Raw genomic sequence first — 18,337 nt, 5'->3', positions numbered from 1 at the left:
CCGCCACCCCTCAAAGGAATGGGCCGCGCCCATGAGTACCCTCTCCATCGACCACGTCTCCCGCTGGTTCGGAAACGTCGTGGCCGTGAACGACGTCACGATGACGGTGGGCCCGGGCGTCACCGGCCTCCTCGGCCCCAACGGCGCCGGGAAGTCCACCCTGATCAACATGATGGGCGGCTTCCTCGACCCCTCCACCGGCAGTGTCACGCTCGACGGACAGAAGATCTGGGGGAGCGAGTCGGTCTACCGCGAGATCGGTGTCGTCCCCGAGCGGGAGGCGATGTACGACTTCCTCACCGGCCGCGAGTTCGTCGTGGCCAACGCGGAGCTCCAGGGCCTCGGCGACAAGGAGGCCCAGGCGGCCCTCGCCACGGTCGAGATGGAGTACGCCCAGGACCGCAAGATCTCCACGTACAGCAAGGGCATGCGGCAGCGCGTGAAGATGGCCTCGGCCCTCGTGCACGAGCCGTCCGTGCTGCTCCTGGACGAGCCGTTCAACGGCATGGACCCCCGCCAGCGCATGCAGCTGATGGACCTGCTGCGGCGGATGGGGGCGGAGGGCCGCACGGTCCTCTTCTCCTCGCACATCCTGGAGGAGGTCGAGCAGCTCGCCTCCCACATCGAGGTGATCGTGGCCGGGCGGCACGCGGCCTCCGGTGACTTCCGCAAGATCCGCCGACTCATGACGGACCGGCCGCACCGCTATCTCGTCCGCTCCAGCGACGACCGGGCGCTGGCCGCCGCGCTGATCGCCGACCCGTCCACGGCCGGGATCGAGGTCGACCAGGTGGAGGGCGGACTGCGCGTCCAGGCGGTGGACTTCGGGCGGTTCACGGAGCTGCTGCCGAGGGTCGCGAAGGACCAGGGCATCCGCCTCCTGACCGTCTCGCCCTCGGACGAGTCCCTCGAATCGGTCTTCTCTTACCTCGTCGCGGCCTGAAAGGAGCCTGACCGATGTACAACCCCACAGTCGCCCGGCTCACCTACCGGGCCCTCCTCGGCCGCCGGCGGGCGCTGATCCTCTTCCTGCTGCCCGCTCTGCTGGTGCTCATCGCGGCGGCGGTCCGCGGCTTCAACGGCGCGGACGACCAGGTCGCCGCCGACGTCCTGGGCGGCTTCGCGCTGGCCACGATGGTGCCGCTGATCGGCGTGATCGCCGGGACGGGCGCGATCGGTCCGGAGATCGACGACGGCTCGATCGTCTACCTGCTCTCCAAGCCGGTGAAGCGGTCCTCGATCATCTTCACGAAGCTCATCGTGGCGATCGCCGTGACCATGGTCTTCTCGGCGGTGCCGACGTTCATCGCCGGATTCGTCCTCAACGGCAACGGCCAGCAGGTGGCGGTCGCGTACACGGTGGCGGCCCTGGTCGCCTCCATCGCCTACAGCGCGCTGTTCCTGCTGCTCGGCACGGTCAGCCGGCACGCCGTGGTCATCGGCCTCGTCTACGCCCTGGTCTGGGAGACCCTCTTCGGCTCCCTGATCTCCGGCGCCAAGACCCTGAGCGTCCAGCAGTGGTCGCTCGCCCTCGCGGAGAAGGTCACCGGCGACGGTCTGATCGACTCCGAGGTCGGACTCACCACGGCGACCGTCCTCCTGGTGGCGGTCACGGTCGTGGCGACCTGGTTCGCCGGCCACAAGCTGCGGACCCTGACCCTGGCGGGCGAGGAGTAGAACCGAAGAGGAAGCGGTACGGCTCCGAGGGCGGGCGCCCCCTCTCGGGAGCCCCACCCCGGAGCCGTACCGCAACCCCCTCCTCTCACACCGTCCGGTCCCGGGCGGCCAGCAGACCCACACCGAGGGCGGCCGCGCAGACGCCGAGGACCACACAGATCGGCAGGGTCCAGGAGCCGGTGGCCTGGTGGAGGGCGCCGGCCGCCAGCGGGCCCGCGGCGGCGAGCAGATAGCCGACCGTCTGGGCCATGCCGGACAGCCGGGCCGCGGTCACCGCGTCCCCGGAGCGCAGCACGATGAGGGTCAGCGCGAGACCGACCGCACCGCCCTGGCCGACGCCGAGCACCGCCGACCAGAGCCAGGCCCCCTCCACCGGCGCCACCATCAGACCGGCGTAGCCGGCGGCGACGAGCGTGGTGACGAGGACGATCAGCGGGCGCTGGCTCCGCATCCGGCCGGCGAGCAGCGGCACCACGAAGGCACCCGCGACCTGGATCAGGTTGTTGAAGGCGAAGACGACACCGGCGGTGGAGCGGCTCATGCCGTGGTCGGTGAAGATCGTCGGCATCCAGGCGATCAGCACGTACGACCAGAGCGACTGCAGGCCCATGAACAGGGTGACCTGCCAGGCCAGCGCCGAGCGCCAGACGCTCACCGGACGGGAGTCGGTGGCCGGGACGGCCCGTACCCCGTGGCCCGTCCGGCCCCGGGCGATCAGGACCTGGGGCAGCCAGGCGAGGGCGGCGACGGCGGCGAGCAGCGACCAGAAGGCGAGCGAGCCCTCCCAGCCGCCGCCGAGCGCCTTCTCCAGCGGCACGGCGGCCGCGGCGGCCAGCGTCGCCCCCGCGATCATCGCGCCCGTGTAGACCGAGGTCATCGCGGCCGCCCGGTCCGGGAAGTCACGCTTGATCAGGCCCGGCATCAGCACGTTGAGCAGGGCGATCGACGTGCCGACGAGGATGCCGCCGCCGTACAGCGCGTACACGGAGGGCAGCACGCGCGCGAGGATGCCGACGCCGAGCAGGAGCAGCGCCGCGAACAGCACGCGTTCGGCACCGAACCGGCGTCCCAGCCAGGGTGCGACCATCGCGCCCACGCCGAGGAACAGGACGGGCACCGAGGTCACGAGGGACGTCGCCGTCGCGGAGAGCCCGAAGGCCTCGGAGATCTCTCCGACCAGGGGCGCCACGCTCGCCAGCGCGACCCGCATGTTCAGCGAGGCCAGCACGATCCCGATCAGGAGGAGTGCGGGATGCGCGAGCAGGGCCCGCCGGGCCGCCGCCCCGGACGCCGACCCCCGGACCCCGGCCTCGGCGTCGACGAGCACGGGCGCGGGCGGGGCGGAAGCCGTCGTACGGGTCTCGGCGGATCCCGTCGTCCGTATCTCGGCGCCCATCAGGAGCGCTCCGCCGGGGATGCCGGGGATGCCGGGGACGCCGGGGAGGTCGGAGTGGTCTGGGACGCCGGGGACACCGAGTGCGTGGGGGAGGCCGGAGACGTGGGCGACGTCGCTGACGTCAGCGCGGCGACCGTCTCCATCGGCGTCCGCAGCAGCTCGCGGGCCTGCCGCTCGGCCGCCTCCGGGTCGCCCGCCTCGATCGCCGCCACCAGGGCCTCATGGGCGTCGATGTCGACCGGTGGCATCTCCCGGTCGCCGAGGGCCTCCACGAGGACCTCGTGGACCTGTGTCGAGAAGAAGCGGTAGACCTCGACGAAGGCGGCGTTGTGGGTCGCGCCGACGACCGCCAGGTGGAAGGCGAGGTCCGCGTCCGCGTCCCGGTCCCCCTCCTCGCGCAGGGTGGTCAGGGCCGCCCGCAGCCGCAGCAGGTCGTGGGTGTCCCGTCGTGCCGCCGCGAGCCGGGCGGCCTCGGCCTCCAGGGCGACCCGGAGTTCGAGGACGTCGGCCGCGCCCGCGTGCCGGACCCCGCGCAGGACAGCCGCCGGATCCGCGGTCGACCTGACGAAGGTGCCGTTGCCCTGACGGGACTCCAGGAGGCCCGCGTGGACCAGGACCCGGAGCGCCTCGCGGACCGTGTTGCGGCCCACGCCGAGCTGCTGCGCGAGCTCGTGCTCGGTCGGGATGCGGTCTCCGACCGCCCACTCACCGTCCGTGAGCTGCGTACGCAGCTGTTCCACGACGGAGTCCACCAGCGAGGTCCGTCCCGCCGCCCTGAGTGCCATGCCGCTCCGACCTCTCGATGTGCCCGGTTGCCCAGTCATCCTACAACTGACTGCGGAGGGTACTCCGGACTACTGTGGGGCCGTACGCGGACCGAACACCCTCACCACCCTCGGGAGTCAGTCATGTCAGACCGCTTCGACGTCGTCGTACTCGGAGCTGGCCCCGGCGGCTACGTCGCCGCCATCCGCGCCGCCCAGCTGGGCAAGCGGGTCGCGGTCGTCGAGGAGAAGTACTGGGGCGGTGTCTGCCTGAACGTCGGCTGCATCCCCACCAAGGCACTGCTGCGCAACGCGGAACTGGCCCACATCTTCAACCACGAGGCCAAGACCTTCGGCATCAAGGTGGACGGCACCGTCTCCTTCGACTACACCGAGGCGTTCCGCCGCAGCCGCTCGGTCGCGGACGGCCGCGTCAAGGGCGTTCACTTCCTCATGAAGAAGAACGGGATCACCGAGTTCGACGGCCGGGGAACCTTCCTCGACGCGAACACCCTCCAGGTCGCCAAGTCCGACGGCACCTCGGAGACGATCCAGTTCGACAACTGCATCATCGCCACCGGCGCCACCCCGCGACTGCTCCCGGGCACCGCCCGCAGCGAGCGCGTCGTCTCGTACGAGGAGCAGATCCTCGCCGAGGACGCCCCGCAGTCGATCATCATCGCCGGTGCCGGCGCGATCGGCATCGAGTTCGCGTACGTCCTCAACAACTACGGCACCAAGGTCACGATCGTCGAGTTCCTCGACCGGATCGCCCCGCTGGAGGACGAAGAGGTCTCCAAGGAGCTGGCGAAGCAGTACCGCAAGCTCGGCATCGACGTCCTCACCTCCACCCGCGTCGAGGCCATCGACGAGTCCGGCCCGCAGGTCCGCGTCACCGTCACCGGCAAGGACGGCGCCCAGAAGGTCCTGGAGGCCGACAAGGTCCTCCAGGCCATCGGCTTCGCCCCGAACGTCACCGGCTACGGCCTGGAGGCCACCGGTGTCGCCCTGACCGAGCGCGGCGCGATCGACGTCGACGGCCGCTGCCGCACCTCCGTGCCGCACATCTACGCCATCGGTGACGTCACCGCGAAGCTGATGCTCGCGCACACCGCCGAGGCCATGGGCGTCATCGCGGCCGAGACCATCGGGGACGCCGAGACGATGGAGCTCGACTACCCGATGATCCCGCGCGCGACCTACTGCCAGCCGCAGATCGCCAGCTTCGGCTGGACCGAGGCGCAGGCCCGCGAGAAGGGCTTCGACGTCAAGGTCGCCAAGTTCCCGTTCGTGGCGAACGGCAAGGCGCACGGTCTCGGCGACGCCACCGGCTTCGTCAAGATCATCGCCGACGGGACGCACGGCGAGATCATCGGCGCCCACCTGATCGGCCCGGACGTCACCGAGCTGCTGCCCGAGCTGACCCTGGCCCAGCAGTGGGACCTCACGGTCCACGAGGTCGCGCGGAACGTCCACGCGCACCCGACCCTGGGCGAGGCCGTGAAGGAAGCCATCCACGGCATTGCCGGACACATGATCAATTTCTGACGTTTCTCACAGCTCCGGGTGATAGGCACTGAAAGGTGCCGATCGAAGCCGGAAGCAGTGGAATCAGCGGAGCCCCGCCGGGTGGCGAACCGTCCCGACCGATCAGGTCGTGGGTGCGTTCGTCACCTGGTACGCATCTCTGGCTGGCGGTCATCGCGATCACCAGCCTCGTCATCGCGCTGACCCCCGAGAGCGTCGACACCTATCTGCTCCACCGCAACAGCAGCAACCTCCACCAGCTCGCGCACCACCCGCTGCGGGCCCTGCTCGGCAGCGCGTTCTGGATCGAGGACCCGGCCGACCTCCTGCTGTACGCGGCCCTCTTCGAGCTGATCCACGCGCCCGTGGAACGCTGGCTCGGCACCGCGAAGTGGCTCGTCGTCGTCGCCACCGCCCATGTCGCGGCGACCCTGATCAGCCAGCAGGTCGTCCTGATCGCCATCCGCCACCACGACGTGCCGCGCAGCATGGCGCACGTCGTCGACATCGGGGTCAGCTACGGGCTCGCCGCCTCCGCGGGCATCCTCACCTACCGGCTGGCCCGGCCCTGGCGCTGGCTCTACCTCGCCGGAGTGGTGGCCTTCTTCGCCGTACCGTTCGCCGCCGACCGCACGTACACCGACCTCGGGCACCTGATCTCACTGGCGATCGGCCTGGCCTGCTACCCGCTCACCCGGGGAGGAAAATCGCTCGCCCCCGAACGGGGGCCGGGCGCACACTAGTTGTACGGAGGGCACGGGGGATCCTCCGAAGGGAGGGGCGGCCACTTCGAGCGCGCGGACCTGGTCCGCGCGGGCCGCCCCTTCTCTCTTCGTCAGGCCGACAGCAGGCGCTCCAGGACGACGGCGATGCCGTCCTCCTCGTTCGAGGTCGTGACCTCGTCCGCGATCGCCCGCAGCTCGTCGTGCGCGTTGCCCATGGCCACGCCGTGGGCCGCCCAGCCGAACATCGGGATGTCGTTCGGCATGTCGCCGAAGGCGATCGTCTCCGCCGCCTTCACACCCAGCCGGCGCGCGGCGAGCGAGAGACCGGTCGCCTTGCTCAGGCCGAGCGGAAGGATCTCCACGACCCCGGGGCCCGCCATGACGACGTCCACGAGACCGCCGACCGTCGCGCGGGCGGCCCGGGTCAGCTCGTCGTCCGACAGCGTCGGGTGCTGGAGGTAGAGCTTGGTCAGCGGCGCCGCCCACAGCTCCGCCGGGTCCTCGTACGGCACGTACGGCAGCGGCCCCGGGTGCGCCCGGTAGCCGGGGCCCATCAGGACCTCGCCCTCCAGACCGTCGCGGCTGGCGGCCAGCGCCAGCGGGCCGACCTCCGCCTCTATCTTCGACAGGGCGAGCCCCGCCAGCTGCCGGTCCAGGGTCAGCGAGGTGAGCAGCCGGTGCTCTCCCGCGTGGTAGACCTGCGCGCCCTGCCCGCACACCGCGATGCCCTCGTAGCCGAGGTCGTCGAGGATGTGCCGGGTCCAGGGCACCGCCCGGCCGGTGACGACGATGTGCGCGGCGCCCGCCTCCGTGGCGGCGGTGAGCGCGTCCCGCGTGCGGGCCGAGACGGACTCGTCGGCCCGCAGCAGCGTGCCGTCGAGATCCGTCGCGACCAGGCGGTAGGGGAAGGGGCTCACTTGGCGATCGGCTCCAGGACCTCACGGCCGCCGAGGTAGGGCCGCAGCATCTCCGGCACCCGCACCGAACCGTCGGCGAGCTGGTGGTTCTCCAGGATCGCCACGATCGTGCGCGGGACGGCGCAGAGCGTGCCGTTCAGGGTGGCCAGCGGCTGCACGGTCTTCTTGCCGCCCTGCTCGTCGCGCATGCGGACGGAGAGCCGGCGGGCCTGGAAGCTGTTGCAGTTCGAGGCCGAGGTCAGCTCGCGGTACTTGCCCTGCGTCGGGATCCACGCCTCGCAGTCGAACTTGCGGGAGGCGGAGGAGCCGAGGTCGCCGGTGGCGACGTCGATGACCTGGAACGGCAGCTCAAGACCGGTCAGCCACTGCTTCTCCCAGTCCAGGAGCCGCTTGTGCTCGTTCTCCGCGTCCTCGGGCGCGACGTACGAGAACATCTCGACCTTGTCGAACTGGTGGACGCGGAAGATGCCCCGGGTGTCCTTGCCGTACGTGCCGGCCTCGCGGCGGAAGCAGGGCGAGAAGCCCGCGTACCGCAGCGGCAGCTTGTCCGCGTCGATGATCTCGTCCATGTGGTACGCCGCGAGGGGCACCTCGGACGTGCCGACGAGGTAGTAGTCGTCCTTCTCCAGGTGGTACACGTTCTCCGCGGCCTGGCCGAGGAATCCGGTGCCCTCCATGGCGCGCGGACGGACCAGCGCCGGGGTCAGCATGGGGATGAAGCCGGCCTCGGTGGCCTGCGCGATCGCCGCGTTGACCAGGGCGAGCTCCAGGAGGGCGCCGACACCGGTCAGGTAGTAGAAGCGCGAGCCGGAGACCTTGGCGCCCCGCTCGACGTCGATGGCGCCGAGCGCCTCGCCGAGCTCCAGGTGGTCCTTGGGCTCGAAGCCCTCGGCCGCGAAGTCGCGGATGGTGCCGTGCGTCTCCAGGACGACGAAGTCCTCCTCGCCGCCGACCGGGACGTCCTCGTGGACGATGTTCCCGAGCTGGAGCAGGAGCCGCTTGGCCGTCTCGTCGGCGTCGTTCTGTTCGGCCTCGGCGGCCTTGACGTCGGTCTTGAGCTGCTCGGCCTTCTGGAGGAGCTCGGCGCGCTCCTCGGGCGTGGCCCTGGGGATCAGCTTGCCGAGCGCCTTCTGCTCGGATCGGAGCTCGTCGAAGCGGACGCCGGACGACCTGCGCCGCTCATCGGCGGAGAGCAGGGCGTCGACGAGCGCGACGTCCTCTCCACGGGCGCGCTGGGAGGCGCGAACACGGTCGGGGTCCTCACGGAGCAGGCGAAGGTCAATCACCCCACCAGGCTACCGGTGCGTGTTCGCCCGCCCCCACCGGATAACGTCACGCGTGTTGTCACGCGTGTTGTTTTGCCCGAATTGAGACCTGGGAAATGCCGGACCTCGGGCCTTCGCATTCAGTTATCCACAGGCTGTGCGGAAGATCTGTGGACTACGGGGAAGATCGCGGCGATTTCTCGCTCCGCCCCTGGGAATTCTGTGACCAAACGCCATTGAGGCACTCATTTGGGTGGGAATTGCTCGCTCCAAAGAGTTGATGGGGCGAGGGGTGCTGACGAGGGCGGCTTCCGGTGCTGTGGACAGCCGCGGCGGGCCGGGGAGTGGCTAGGGCGATTTGTCGACCTTGTCGGGGCGGGCTGTCGACTTGTCCCCAGGTCGAGCGCGGAGCCTGTGGATAACCGCTGTGGGTAACTGAAAAATATGCAGGTAGGACTAGTGGTTCGCACCTGTGGACGAACGCTCCCGTCGCCGGGAGCGTTCGGTCACCATCGGGTCAGGCCCGACCGTCCTGGGCTCTCGCCAGCCAGTCGGAGGCCGCCATGAACTCCCCGTCCGAGGTGCCGCGCCGCAGCGCCGCCACGTCCTCGACCGCGACGCCCGCCCTCGGGTACGAGCCGAGGAACCGCACCTTGGGGCAGATCCGCTTGAGACCCATCAGCGCCTCGCCCACCCGCCGGTCCGAGATATGGCCCTCGGCGTCCACGGCGAAGCAGTAGTTCCCGATCCCCGCCCCCGTGGGCCGGGACTGGATCAGCATCAGGTTCACCCCGCGCACCGCGAATTCCTGGAGCAGTTCGAGGAGGGCACCCGGATGATCGTCACCCAGCCACAGCACCACCGAGGTCTTGTCCGCGCCGGTCGGGGCCGCCGGCCTGGCCGGCCTGCCCACCAGGACGAACCGGGTCTCGGCGTTCTCCGCGTCGTGGATCTCGGTGACCAGCGCTTCGAGACCGTACGTCGTCGCCGCGAACTCCCCGGCGAAGGCGGCGTCGAAGCGGCCCTCCTGGACCAGCCGGGCCCCGTCCGCGTTGGACGCGGCCGACTCCCACACCGCCTCGGGCAGGTTCGCCCGCAGCCAGTTCCGCACCTGCGGCTGGGCCACCGGGTGGCCCGTCACCGTCTTGATCTCCGACAGCCTGGTCCCCGGCCGCACGAGCAGCGCGAAGGCGATCGGGAGCAGCACCTCGCGGTAGATCATCAGCGGTTCGCCGGAGGCCAGTTCGTCGAGGGTCGCCGTCACCCCGCCCTCGACCGAGTTCTCGATCGGCACGAGCGCGGCGGCGGCCTCCCCGTTCCGTACGGCGTCGAGCGCGGCCGGGACCGAGACCATGGGGACGAGTTCCCTCGTCGCGGCCTCGGGCAGCGTACGCAGCGCGGCCTCCGTGAAGGTGCCCTCGGGGCCGAGATACGTGTACCGGGTGGCGGACATACCGTCACCCTAATGGGCTCCGGAGCCCAGGGCCGCCCGTGCGGAGGATCGCCCGGGGAATCACGACTCCAGGAGCCGCTGCCCCACGTACTCGCCCTCGGCGGGGCCGCCCGGCACCGCGAAGAGGCCGCTCGCCTCGTGCCGGATGAAGGCGGACAGCGCGTCGCCCCGGTCGAGCTTGCGCTGCACGGTGACGAAGCTCCGGAGGGGGTCCGCCTGCCAGCAGACGAAGAGCAGACCGGCGTCCGGAGTCCCGTCCGGACCGATGCCGTCGTGGTAGGAGAACGGCCTGCGCAGCATCGCCGCCCCGCCGTTCTGTTCGGGGGCGGAGATCCGGGAGTGGGCGTTGTCCGGGATCACGGTCCGTCCGTCCGGTCCGCGCTTGTTCAGGTCGAGCTCCGTGGTCTCCGTACCGCCGGTGAGTGGGGCCCCGTCGGACTTCCGGCGCCCGATCACCTTCTCCTGCCGGTCCAGCGGCAGCTTCTCCCAGTCGTCGAGCAGCATTCGGATCCGGCGCACCACCGCGTAGGAACCACCCGCCATCCACTCCTCCGCGCCGGTGGCCCCCGCGGGGACGAAGATCCGCCGGTCGAAGTCGGGGTCGGTGACCTTCGGGTTGCCCGTGCCGTCGACCTGGCCCATGAGGTTGCGCGCGGTCATCGGCTTCGCCGTGGCACCGGCCGAGCGGTTGAAGCCGTTCATCTGCCAGCGCACCCGGGCCGCGTCGCCCGCGTCCTTCTGGAGCGCGCGCAGCGCGTGGAAGGCGACGAGGGCGTCGTCGGCGCCGATCTGCACCCACAGATCGCCCTCGGAACGCCGGGGGTCCAGGGCGTCGGCCGAGAACGCGGGCAGCGGGTCGAGCCCGCCGGGACGGCGCGCGACGAGTCCGGTGCGGTCGAAGAACGTCCGGCCGAAGCCGAAGGTGACCGTCAGGGAGGAGGGCCCCGCGTCGAGCGCGACACCGGTGTCCCCGGTCGGCGCCTTGCCCGACATCAAGGTCCCCGCCGTCACCGACCAGCGGCGCAGCAGCGCGATCGCCTCCTTGCGGCCGGAGCCCGGCGCGAGGTCGAAGGCGACCAGATGACCGCGGGACTGGAGGGGCGTGGTGATGCCGGCCTGATGTTTCCCGTGAAACATCACCTCGGTCGCACCGACGGTGGTCAGCGCGGGAGCGCCGCCGGCTCCGGCGGTGGTGTCGTCACCCGACACGGCCCCGGAGACCCCGACGCCGCCGGCCGCGCCGATCACGAGCCCGGCCGCGCCCGCCGCTCCGACGGTGCCGAGCAGGCGCCGCCGGGAGATCTCAAGGTTGTCGTTCTCGGTCACGGGTCAGCCGATCTTCACGTTCTTCTCGATGGTGGTCTGGTCGATGTCGGAGGTACGGACGGTCACCTGGATCCGCCACTCGCCGGGCATCGGGATCTGGACGCCGCTGGCGCTCCAGTGGCCCGTCTGGATCCGGTCGGGGGCCACGGGCAGCGGTCCGACGTTCTTCGATTCCAGGGTGAGGGCGACCTTGATCTCGGGGACGTCCAGCGGCTTGCCGTTGGGGCGATCGACGTAGAGGTGGAGCCCGTTGGCGCCGGTGCGGCCGGGGTCCAGGCTGAGCCGGACGACGCCCTTGCCGTCGACACCGCCGGTGTCGAAGGGCAGCCGGATGTCGACGGGCCGGTCGGGCACGGCGGCCGGGCCGGCGGCGGTGGTGCCCTTGCCGGCCTCCTCCTCGGTGCGACCGGGCTCGGTCGAGGTGAGGACGGTGGTCACGGCGAGGAGCACGACGGCGACGGCGGCCTCGGTCAGCACCGAGCGGCGCAGACCGGCCCGCTCCGGGTCGGCGTCCCGCTCCCGCTTCCGCCGCGCGGTGGCGACGGCGGCCCGCTGCCGGGCGAGCTGAGCGGCCCGCTCGGGGTCGGCGGAGTCGGTACCTCCGGCCCGGCCGGCCTCCCCGCTCTCGTCGGCCTCCGCGCGCTGGTCGGCCTTCTCGGTCTGGTCGGTCTCCTCCGTAGCCGAGTCAGCCGAGTCAGCCGCTTCAGCCGGTTCGATCGCTTCGGGCGTTCCGGTCGGCCTCGGGTCGGCGAGGCGCTGGGTCCAGCGGCGCGAGATCCAGGCGATGCCGATGAGGACGCACATCAGGCCGATCTTGACGAGGAGCAGCTGTCCGTAGCGGGTGTCCGTCAGCGCCGACCAGGAGCCGACCTGACGCCAGGACTGGTAGATCCCGGTGGCCGCGAGGACGGCCACGGAGCCGAAGGCCACCTTGGAGAAGCGCTCGACAGCCGAGCGCTCGACGGACGGAGCCCGGTAGAGGGAGACGAGCAGCACCGTGAGACCGCCGAGCCAGGCGGCGACGGCCAGCAGGTGCAGGATGTCGACGGGCATGGCGATACCGGGCTGGATGCCGGTCGAGGCGTGCTCGGCCAGGGCCCAGGTGCCGGCGATACCGGCGGCGACGACGGTGCCGCCGATGCCGAGACCGAAGGCGAGGTCCTTCTTCTCCTTCGGATCGGTCCGCCGCGCGTAGGCGCCGAAGAGGACGGCCACGAAGAGCGCGGCCGCGCCGAGCAGCAGCAGCCGCGAGGTGAGCGCGGCTCCGGTCTTCGTCTCCAGGACGGCCTTCAGACCCGCCAGGTCGAAGGCGTCGGAGAGTTCGCCGGAGCCCGTGTACGGATTGCGCAGGAGCAGCATGACGAGGGTGGCGCCGGTGAGGGCGAGCCAGCCCCGGACCACGGTCTGCTGGACCGGGCGGACGCTCGCCCCGCGCGGCCAGCAGGCCAGCACGAAGGCACCGCCGCCGACGAGGACGGCGAAACCGGCGTAGGAGACGTAGCGCGCGATGCCGTAGAGGGAGCCGACGATTCCGCCGCCCGCCGTCCGGTCGGGCAGGGCGACCGCGGTCGTGGAGGGGGCGCCGATGGAGAAGGTGAAGGCGCCGGAGATGGGGTGGCTGTCGGCCGAGACGGTCTGCCAGGCCACGGTGTAGGTGCCGTCGGGCAGTCCGGCGCGGAGTTCGACCCCGTAGCGGACGATCGAGCCGCTGCAGAGGTCGCGTATCTCGCCGGTGTCGGCGCGCCGGCCCGCCGGGTCGAGGACCCGGATCGAGTCGGCGCTCATGGCGACCTGCTCGGAGAAGGTGAGGTTGACCTCCTTGGGAGCGGTGGCGACCACCGCCCCGGCCTTCGGATCGCTCTCGGTCAGCGCCGCGTGCGCGGAGGCGGGGGCGGCGCCGGCGAGCAGGGTGCCGAGGAGCGCGGCCGCGAGGATCAGCAGCCGGGCCAGGGCGGTACCGAGGCGCGGGGCGGTGGTTGTCATCTTCCGGTTCACTCCGTCAGTTCTGTGAGAACTCCGTCAACGCGCTCAGTGCTGCCGCGGGTTGTGGTTGGGGGCCTCGACGGGAAGGTCGACCTTGATGGGGTCGGACTTCTCGAAGTGGAGCTCGATGCTGACCTTCTCGCCCTGCTTGAGCGTCTTCTTCAGCTCCATGAACATGATGTGGTTGCCACCGCGTTCAAGGGAGAGGGTGCCGTTCGCGGGGATGTCGAAGGAGTCCACCTTCTGCATCTTCTGGTTCTTCGTCTCGTGGATCGTGACGTCGTCGGAGACCGGGCTGGTCACCGAGGTGAGCTTGTCCGCGGTGCCGCCGGCGTTCTTGATCGTGAGGAAGCCGCCGGCCATGTCCATCACGGGCTGGGGCATGTACGCGCCGCTGACCTCCAGCTTCGGCTTGCCGTCGGTGGATCCGGCGGAGCCGTCGGACGAGGACGAGCACCCGGTCAGCGCGAGTGCGGCGGCGAGCGCCACGGCGGCGGACAGGGTGGTGGTGCGGCGGTTCACGGGTTCTCCCCCTTGACGAGCTTCGGCAGATCCTTGGAGTAGTCGTCGATGGACGCGTCCTCGCCGTACAGGACGTAGCCCTGGTCGGTCGTGGGCGAGAAGGCGATCACCTGTGCTCCGTGCATGGAGACGACCGTGCCGTCCTTCTGCTTCTTCGGCGGGTCGATGCCGATGCCGATCTGGCGGGCTCCGGCCTGGATGGCGGAGAAGTCGCCGGTGAGACCGATGAAGGAGGCGTCGCCGGCGGCGGGCAGCCACTTGGCGAGCTCGGCGGGGGTGTCCCGCTCGGGGTCGGTGGTGACGAAGACGACCTGGAGCTTGTCCTGGTCGGCCTTGGGGAGCTGCTTCTTGGCGATGGCGATGTTGCTCATCGTCATGGGGCAGACGTCGGGGCAGTGCGTGTAGCCGAAGTAGATGAGCGTCGGCTTGCCCTTGGTCCGCTCCCGCAGGTCGTACTTCTCACCCTTGGTGTCGGTGAGGACGAGCGCCGGCTTGGTGAACGGCCGGTCGAGGACGGTCGCGGCCCTGGTGGTGTCGTCGCCACCGGAGACCACGGCGACGGGGCCGGAGCCCTTGTCGTCGTTGCCGCCGAGGCCGACGGCCGCGGTGATGCCGAGCGCGGCGACGATCGCGACCGCGGCGACGATCAGCGGGGTGCGCCGGCCGGGACGGGTCGAGCCGTCCTCGGCCTGCGGCGTGGGGTTCTTCTCTGCGGACATGCTGGTTCTTTCCGCTTGTTTCCGGGTTCTCAGGAGGAGCTGGGGCCGTCAGGCCGAGCGGCGGCGGCCGGCGAGGACACCGAAGGCGACACCGGCGACGCCGACGAGGATGCCGATGACGCCGAGGATCCGCGCGGTGGTGTCGGAGGAGTCCGCGGCGGCCGTCTCCTTGTGGGAGGCCGACGTGTCGTCGTGGCCGGCCTTGTCGTCCGCCGCGGCGGAGGCGGAGGCGGACGGGGTGGCGGCGCCGCCACCGTGGTGGTCGGCGGAGGCGGCGGAGAGCTTCAGGACGGGGGCGGGGTTCTGCGGCTCCTCCGCACCCTCCTTCGGCTCCTCGATCCAGCGCACGACCTCCTTGTTGTCGTACGTCTGGATCGCCTTGAGGACCAGCTGGTCGGCGTCCTCGGGCAGCTGGCCGAGGGAGAGCGGGAACTGCTGGAACTGGCCGGGGCCGATCTTCGAACCGTCGGCGGTCCAGGTCACCTTGGAGACGGCCTCGTTGATCTTCTTGCCGTGCAGCTCCAGCGGCTTGCTGAGCTTGCTCTTGGTGACCTCGGCCTTCCAGCCCGGGATGGGCTGGGGCATGACGGAGGCCAGCGGGTGGTCGAGCGGGAAGTTGACCTCGACCTTCACGGTGGAGGCGTTGTCGCGCTCGTTCGGGACCTTGATGTTGACGGTCGCGTAGCCGCCCTTGGCGGCCTCGCCCTGCGGCTGCACGCTCACGTGCGCGAAGGCCGTGCCGGAGAGCAGCACGACGGAGGAGAGGGCGATGCCGCCGGCGAGGGCGACACGGGTGGCGGAGAGACGGGAAACGGTCATGGCAGAAGACACTCCAGCTCGAAGGAGGGCGAGGGAGTCCGGCGCGCCAAGGGTCCGGGGATCACGTGATCGTGCCCCGGAGCGGCGTGCGGACGGGCGCGGCCCCGCTCCCTGTGAGCGGTCCGCGTCAGGCTGCGAGAACGCAGTCGGCGGCCGGTGGGCCGCGCCTGATCACCATGTCCTCGAGTGCCTCGGCCACCGGCGGTGGAGAGGAGTCGAAAGCCGTACGGGTCACCCGCCGCGGTCCCGTGCCCGGAGCCGCCGCGAGGCCGGTGAGCAGCGCCCGTACGAGACGGAGCGCGGCCCGCAGCGAGCGGACGAGGGCGCACTCGGCGAGTTCCGTCGCGCCCTGTTCGGAGAGCTCGACGAGACGCCGCAGCGCGCGGTCGCCGCGGCGCAGCAGCCAGCCCGTGGCGAGCGCGGCGAGCAGGTGGCCGAGGAGCATGGGCAGACCGGGGAGCAGTCCGCCGGCGGGCTCGGTCGCCGTGGCGGCCGCGTGCTGCAGGTGGGCGTGGCCGCCGGCCGGGTCGAGCCCGGCGTCGCGGACGATCCTGGTGGCGTCGGCGGAGCTGAGGGAGGCGGTGCCCGCTCCGCAGACCAGCCGGGCCGCCATCCGTACGAGGGCGTCGTCGGCCTGGGTGCTCAGGCCGAGGTGGCGCTGGCCGAGGCCGAACAGGACGTGCAGGCCGAGCTGCCCGCCGGCGAGGGCGCCGACGACGAAGCCGAGGGAACGTTCCCGTCCGGTGAAGAGGACGGTGACGCCGAAGACTCCGAGGAATCCGGCGAGGAGGGTCCACAGGGCGACGCCCGCGCAGGCGGCGAGCGCGTGTCCGAGCGCGGACAGCACGACGCAGACCGCGGTGAACACCGCGGCCCTCAGCAGCCGTGGAGCGAGCGCGGGGGCAGTCATGGCGGGCCCATCATCGCACCACGCGCCCCACCGGCATGAGGCAGGTCCAGAAGGTCGTTCTTGGGAGTCTTCGGGGTGACATACACCGGCGCCTGAGCCCGGTGTATCCGCCGAACGAGCGCTCTTGACGCCTCCGGGCGCTTACGAAGGGTTCCGTGCGGCAATAGGTAACGGTATGTCGAGCCGCTGCCGGGAGGCTGGAGCATGAGCATCTGGTGGTCACTCCATCTGCGGCGCGAGGCCGCGAGCGTGCCGCTCGCCCGGAGGCTTCTGATGGGCACGATGGAGACGGCGGGTGTCGATCCCGACGTGTCCTACGAGCTGTCGGTCGCGCTCACGGAGGCCTGTGCCAACGCGGTCGAGCACGGTGGCGCGGGCGCCGCGCCGGGACCGGGCGCGACGGCCGGCGCGTACCGGGTGACGGCGTACCTGGACGGCGAGACCTGCCGTATCGAGGTGGCCGACTCGGGTCCGGGATTCCCCGGAGCGGAGGTCCCCGCGGCCCTGGCTCCGTCGGACGCCGAGCACGGCCGGGGGCTGCGGCTGATCGAGGAGCTCGCCGACCACGTGCAGTTCGGCAACAGATCGGGCCGGGGCGGCGCCGTCGTCAGCTTCGACAAGATCCTGAAGTGGAAGGACAGCCCTTCCCTGCTCCTGGCCTGAGGGACACGGCCTCCCGGCCCGGGGGACACGGCGTACGGGGAAGGGCCCCCGCCGGTCGGTCGACGGGGGCCCTTCGGTTCCAAGTTACGCGCAGGTCAGCCCTTCAGCGCGGCCATCCACGCCTCGACCTCGTCGGACCGGCGCGGCAGCGCGTCCGAGAGGTTCCGGTTGCCGTCCTCGGTGACGAGGATGTCGTCCTCGATCCGGACGCCGATGCCGCGGTACTCCTCCGGCACCGTCAGGTCGTCGGCCTGGAAGTACAGACCCGGCTCGACGGTCAGGCACATGCCCGGCGCGAGGGTCGTGTCGACGTACGCCTCGGTGCGCGCGGCGGCGCAGTCGTGGACGTCCATGCCGAGCATGTGACCGGTGCCGTGCAGGGTCCAGCGGCGCTGGAGGCCCAGCTCCAGGACGCGCTCGACGGGGCCCTCGACGAGGCCCCACGCGACGAGCTTCTCGGCGAGGACGCGCTGGGCGGCGTCGTGGAAGTCGCGGTAGGCGGCGCCGGGCTTCACCGCGGCGATGCCGGCCTCCTGCGCCTCGTACACGGCGTCGTAGATCTTGCGCTGGAGCTCGGTGTACCGGCCGTTGATCGGCAGGGTGCGGGTGATGTCCGCGGTGTAGAGCTCGGTGGTCTCCACGCCGGCGTCGAGCAGCAGCAGGTCGCCGGAGCGGACGTCGCCGTCGTTGCGCACCCAGTGCAGGGTGGTGGCGTGGGGGCCGGCGGCGCAGATGGAGCCGTAGCCGATGTCGTTGCCCTCGACGCGGGCGCGCAGGAAGAAGGTTCCTTCGATGTAGCGCTCGCTGGTGGCCTCGGCCTTGTCGAGGACCCTGACGACGTCCTCGAAGCCGCGGGCGGTGGAGGCGCAGGCCTTCGCCAGCTCGGCGATCTCGAAGGAGTCCTTGATGAGGCGGGCCTCGGAGAGGTGGACGCGGAGTTCCTCGTCGCGCTCGGCGGTGACCTTGTCGGTCAGGGCGGCCTCGATGCCGGCGTCGTGGCCGCGGACGTTGCGGACGGGGCCGGTGGCCTCGCGCAGCGCCCCGGTCAGCTCGCGGACGTCCTTGGCGGGGATGCCGAGGAGCTGCTCGGCCTCGGTGAGGGAGTGGCGACGGCCGACCCACAGCTCGCCCTGGCCGTCGAGCCAGAACTCGCCGTTCTCACGGTCGGAGCGCGGCAGCAGGTACAGGGTGGCCTCGTGGCCGCCGGCGGCGACGGGCTCCAGGACGAGGACGCCGTCCTGCGTCTGGTCACCGGTGAGGTACGCGTACTCGGTGGACGCGCGGAAGGCGTACTCGGTGTCGTTCGACCGGGTCTTCAGGTTGCCGGCCGGGATCACCAGGCGCTCGCCCGGGAAGCGGGCGGAGAGCGCGGCGCGGCGGGCGGCGGTCTTGTCGGCCTGGGCGATGGGCTCGAGACCGCGCAGCTCCGTGTCGGCCCAGCCGGACTTCATGTTCTCGGCCAGCTCGTCGGAGACGCCCGGGTACAGGCCGTTCTTCCGCTGCTTGATCGCCTGCTCTTCGGTCTCTTCCGGGGTCTCCGGCGTGAGCTCCTCGGCCACGGGTCTGCCTCCTCTTGGTACGACTCTGAACCCCCACCATCGTACGGTCGTACGGAAGGGGGCCCAGGGCCGGAAGACCCATTACCGGAATGTCACACTCCGCTTATCGGGG

17 protein-coding genes are annotated in these 18,337 nt (G+C 71.2%); 5 read left to right on the top strand and 12 right to left on the bottom strand.

The genetic code is table 11. The features are described 5' to 3' along the window. Window positions 1-31 precede the first annotated feature (31 nt). Both ABT129_RS00195 and ABT129_RS00190 read left to right on the top strand, forming a co-directional pair. Window positions 32-943: an ABC transporter ATP-binding protein gene (locus ABT129_RS00195; protein WP_351894624.1), complete on the top strand. Its 912-nt coding sequence runs from the start codon at window positions 32-34 to the stop codon at window positions 941-943. A 14-nt stretch (window positions 944-957) separates the two neighbouring features. Continuing rightward, window positions 958-1,677, top strand: coding sequence for an ABC transporter permease (locus ABT129_RS00190; RefSeq protein ID WP_351894621.1), 720 nt, complete (start codon window positions 958-960; stop codon window positions 1,675-1,677). Between the two features lie 85 nt (window positions 1,678-1,762). Here ABT129_RS00190 and ABT129_RS00185 read toward each other — a convergent pair whose 3' ends face one another. Both ABT129_RS00185 and ABT129_RS00180 read right to left on the bottom strand, forming a co-directional pair. Then, entirely contained in the window at window positions 1,763-3,073 is a 1,311-nt protein-coding gene (locus tag ABT129_RS00185; RefSeq protein WP_351894619.1) for a CynX/NimT family MFS transporter, read from the bottom strand. Further along, window positions 3,073-3,858, bottom strand: a complete 786-nt coding sequence (locus ABT129_RS00180; protein WP_351894617.1) for a FadR/GntR family transcriptional regulator — start codon at window positions 3,856-3,858, stop codon at window positions 3,073-3,075. The genes ABT129_RS00185 and ABT129_RS00180 overlap by 1 nt, the downstream gene beginning before the upstream one ends. Window positions 3,859-3,981: 123 nt before the next feature. On the opposite strand from ABT129_RS00180, the gene lpdA reads away from it, so the two are divergent. Both lpdA and ABT129_RS00170 read left to right on the top strand, forming a co-directional pair. Then, window positions 3,982-5,385 carry a dihydrolipoyl dehydrogenase gene (gene lpdA / locus ABT129_RS00175; protein ID WP_351894614.1) on the top strand — a complete coding sequence of 468 codons (1,404 nt, stop codon included), beginning with the start codon at window positions 3,982-3,984 and terminating at the stop codon, window positions 5,383-5,385. Between the two features lie 35 nt (window positions 5,386-5,420). Further along, window positions 5,421-6,107, top strand: coding sequence for a rhomboid-like protein (locus ABT129_RS00170; RefSeq protein WP_502981592.1), 687 nt, complete (start codon window positions 5,421-5,423; stop codon window positions 6,105-6,107). Window positions 6,108-6,199: 92 nt separating this feature from the next. On the opposite strand, the gene ABT129_RS00165 is transcribed toward ABT129_RS00170, so the two are convergent. The 9 genes from ABT129_RS00165 to ABT129_RS00125 all read right to left on the bottom strand — a co-directional run bounded on the left by ABT129_RS00165 (window position 6,200) and on the right by ABT129_RS00125 (window position 16,003). Beyond that, window positions 6,200-7,006 (bottom strand): HAD family hydrolase, encoded by an 807-nt coding sequence (locus ABT129_RS00165; protein WP_351894612.1) that lies wholly within the window; start codon window positions 7,004-7,006, stop codon window positions 6,200-6,202. Beyond that, complete coding sequence (gene serS / locus ABT129_RS00160; RefSeq protein WP_351894609.1) at window positions 7,003-8,292, bottom strand: serine--tRNA ligase; 1,290 nt, start codon at window positions 8,290-8,292, stop codon at window positions 7,003-7,005. Before serS ends, ABT129_RS00165 begins: the two co-directional genes overlap by 4 nt. A gap of 496 nt (window positions 8,293-8,788) precedes the next feature. Then, complete coding sequence (pheA, locus tag ABT129_RS00155) at window positions 8,789-9,724, bottom strand: prephenate dehydratase (RefSeq protein ID WP_351894608.1); 936 nt, start codon at window positions 9,722-9,724, stop codon at window positions 8,789-8,791. A gap of 60 nt (window positions 9,725-9,784) precedes the next feature. Then, a complete protein-coding gene (gene efeB / locus ABT129_RS00150) occupies window positions 9,785-11,050 on the bottom strand; it encodes an iron uptake transporter deferrochelatase/peroxidase subunit (RefSeq protein WP_351894606.1) in 1,266 nt (421 codons plus the stop codon). A 3-nt stretch (window positions 11,051-11,053) separates the two neighbouring features. Then, window positions 11,054-13,033, bottom strand: coding sequence for a copper resistance CopC/CopD family protein (locus ABT129_RS00145; RefSeq protein ID WP_351894603.1), 1,980 nt, complete (start codon window positions 13,031-13,033; stop codon window positions 11,054-11,056). A 45-nt stretch (window positions 13,034-13,078) separates the two neighbouring features. Beyond that, window positions 13,079-13,555, bottom strand: a complete 477-nt coding sequence (locus ABT129_RS00140) for a copper chaperone PCu(A)C (protein ID WP_351894601.1) — start codon at window positions 13,553-13,555, stop codon at window positions 13,079-13,081. Then, window positions 13,552-14,274: an SCO family protein gene (locus tag ABT129_RS00135; protein WP_351894599.1), complete on the bottom strand. Its 723-nt coding sequence runs from the start codon at window positions 14,272-14,274 to the stop codon at window positions 13,552-13,554. The genes ABT129_RS00140 and ABT129_RS00135 overlap by 4 nt, the downstream gene beginning before the upstream one ends. Window positions 14,275-14,322: 48 nt before the next feature. After that, window positions 14,323-15,093, bottom strand: coding sequence for a YcnI family copper-binding membrane protein (locus tag ABT129_RS00130; RefSeq protein WP_351894597.1), 771 nt, complete (start codon window positions 15,091-15,093; stop codon window positions 14,323-14,325). A gap of 127 nt (window positions 15,094-15,220) precedes the next feature. Beyond that, a complete protein-coding gene (locus tag ABT129_RS00125) occupies window positions 15,221-16,003 on the bottom strand; it encodes a hypothetical protein (RefSeq protein WP_351894595.1) in 783 nt (260 codons plus the stop codon). 204 nt (window positions 16,004-16,207) lie between these two features. Here ABT129_RS00125 and ABT129_RS00120 point away from each other — a divergent pair, with 204 nt between their 5' ends. Beyond that, window positions 16,208-16,666, top strand: coding sequence for an ATP-binding protein (locus tag ABT129_RS00120; RefSeq protein WP_351894593.1), 459 nt, complete (start codon window positions 16,208-16,210; stop codon window positions 16,664-16,666). Between the two features lie 95 nt (window positions 16,667-16,761). On the opposite strand, the gene ABT129_RS00115 is transcribed toward ABT129_RS00120, so the two are convergent. Continuing rightward, window positions 16,762-18,225 (bottom strand): aminopeptidase P family protein, encoded by a 1,464-nt coding sequence (locus ABT129_RS00115; RefSeq protein WP_351894590.1) that lies wholly within the window; start codon window positions 18,223-18,225, stop codon window positions 16,762-16,764. Between the last annotated feature and the right edge of the window lie 112 nt (window positions 18,226-18,337).

It is taken from the genome of Streptomyces sp. NPDC002057 (genome assembly GCF_040296665.1).
Classification (GTDB): domain Bacteria; phylum Actinomycetota; class Actinomycetes; order Streptomycetales; family Streptomycetaceae; genus Streptomyces.
The sequence above is the reverse complement of the archived record's forward strand: the minus strand, read 5'-3'. Positions and strand labels throughout refer to the sequence as shown.

Bases quoted from the DNA above. Each gene is read 5' to 3' on its own strand.
- ABT129_RS00195 (WP_351894624.1), top strand. From the start codon at position 32: ATGAGTACCCTCTCCATCGACCACGTCTCCCGCTGGTTCGGAAACGTC.
- ABT129_RS00190 (WP_351894621.1), top strand. From the start codon at position 958: ATGTACAACCCCACAGTCGCCCGGCTCACCTACCGGGCCCTCCTCGGC.
- ABT129_RS00185 (WP_351894619.1), bottom strand. From the start codon at position 3,073: ATGGGCGCCGAGATACGGACGACGGGATCCGCCGAGACCCGTACGACG.
- ABT129_RS00180 (WP_351894617.1), bottom strand. From the start codon at position 3,858: ATGGCACTCAGGGCGGCGGGACGGACCTCGCTGGTGGACTCCGTCGTG.
- lpdA (WP_351894614.1), top strand. From the start codon at position 3,982: ATGTCAGACCGCTTCGACGTCGTCGTACTCGGAGCTGGCCCCGGCGGC.
- pheA (WP_351894608.1), bottom strand. From the start codon at position 9,724: ATGTCCGCCACCCGGTACACGTATCTCGGCCCCGAGGGCACCTTCACG.
- ABT129_RS00145 (WP_351894603.1), bottom strand. From the start codon at position 13,033: ATGACAACCACCGCCCCGCGCCTCGGTACCGCCCTGGCCCGGCTGCTG.
- ABT129_RS00135 (WP_351894599.1), bottom strand. From the start codon at position 14,274: ATGTCCGCAGAGAAGAACCCCACGCCGCAGGCCGAGGACGGCTCGACC.
- ABT129_RS00130 (WP_351894597.1), bottom strand. From the start codon at position 15,093: ATGACCGTTTCCCGTCTCTCCGCCACCCGTGTCGCCCTCGCCGGCGGC.
- ABT129_RS00125 (WP_351894595.1), bottom strand. From the start codon at position 16,003: ATGACTGCCCCCGCGCTCGCTCCACGGCTGCTGAGGGCCGCGGTGTTC.
- ABT129_RS00120 (WP_351894593.1), top strand. From the start codon at position 16,208: ATGAGCATCTGGTGGTCACTCCATCTGCGGCGCGAGGCCGCGAGCGTG.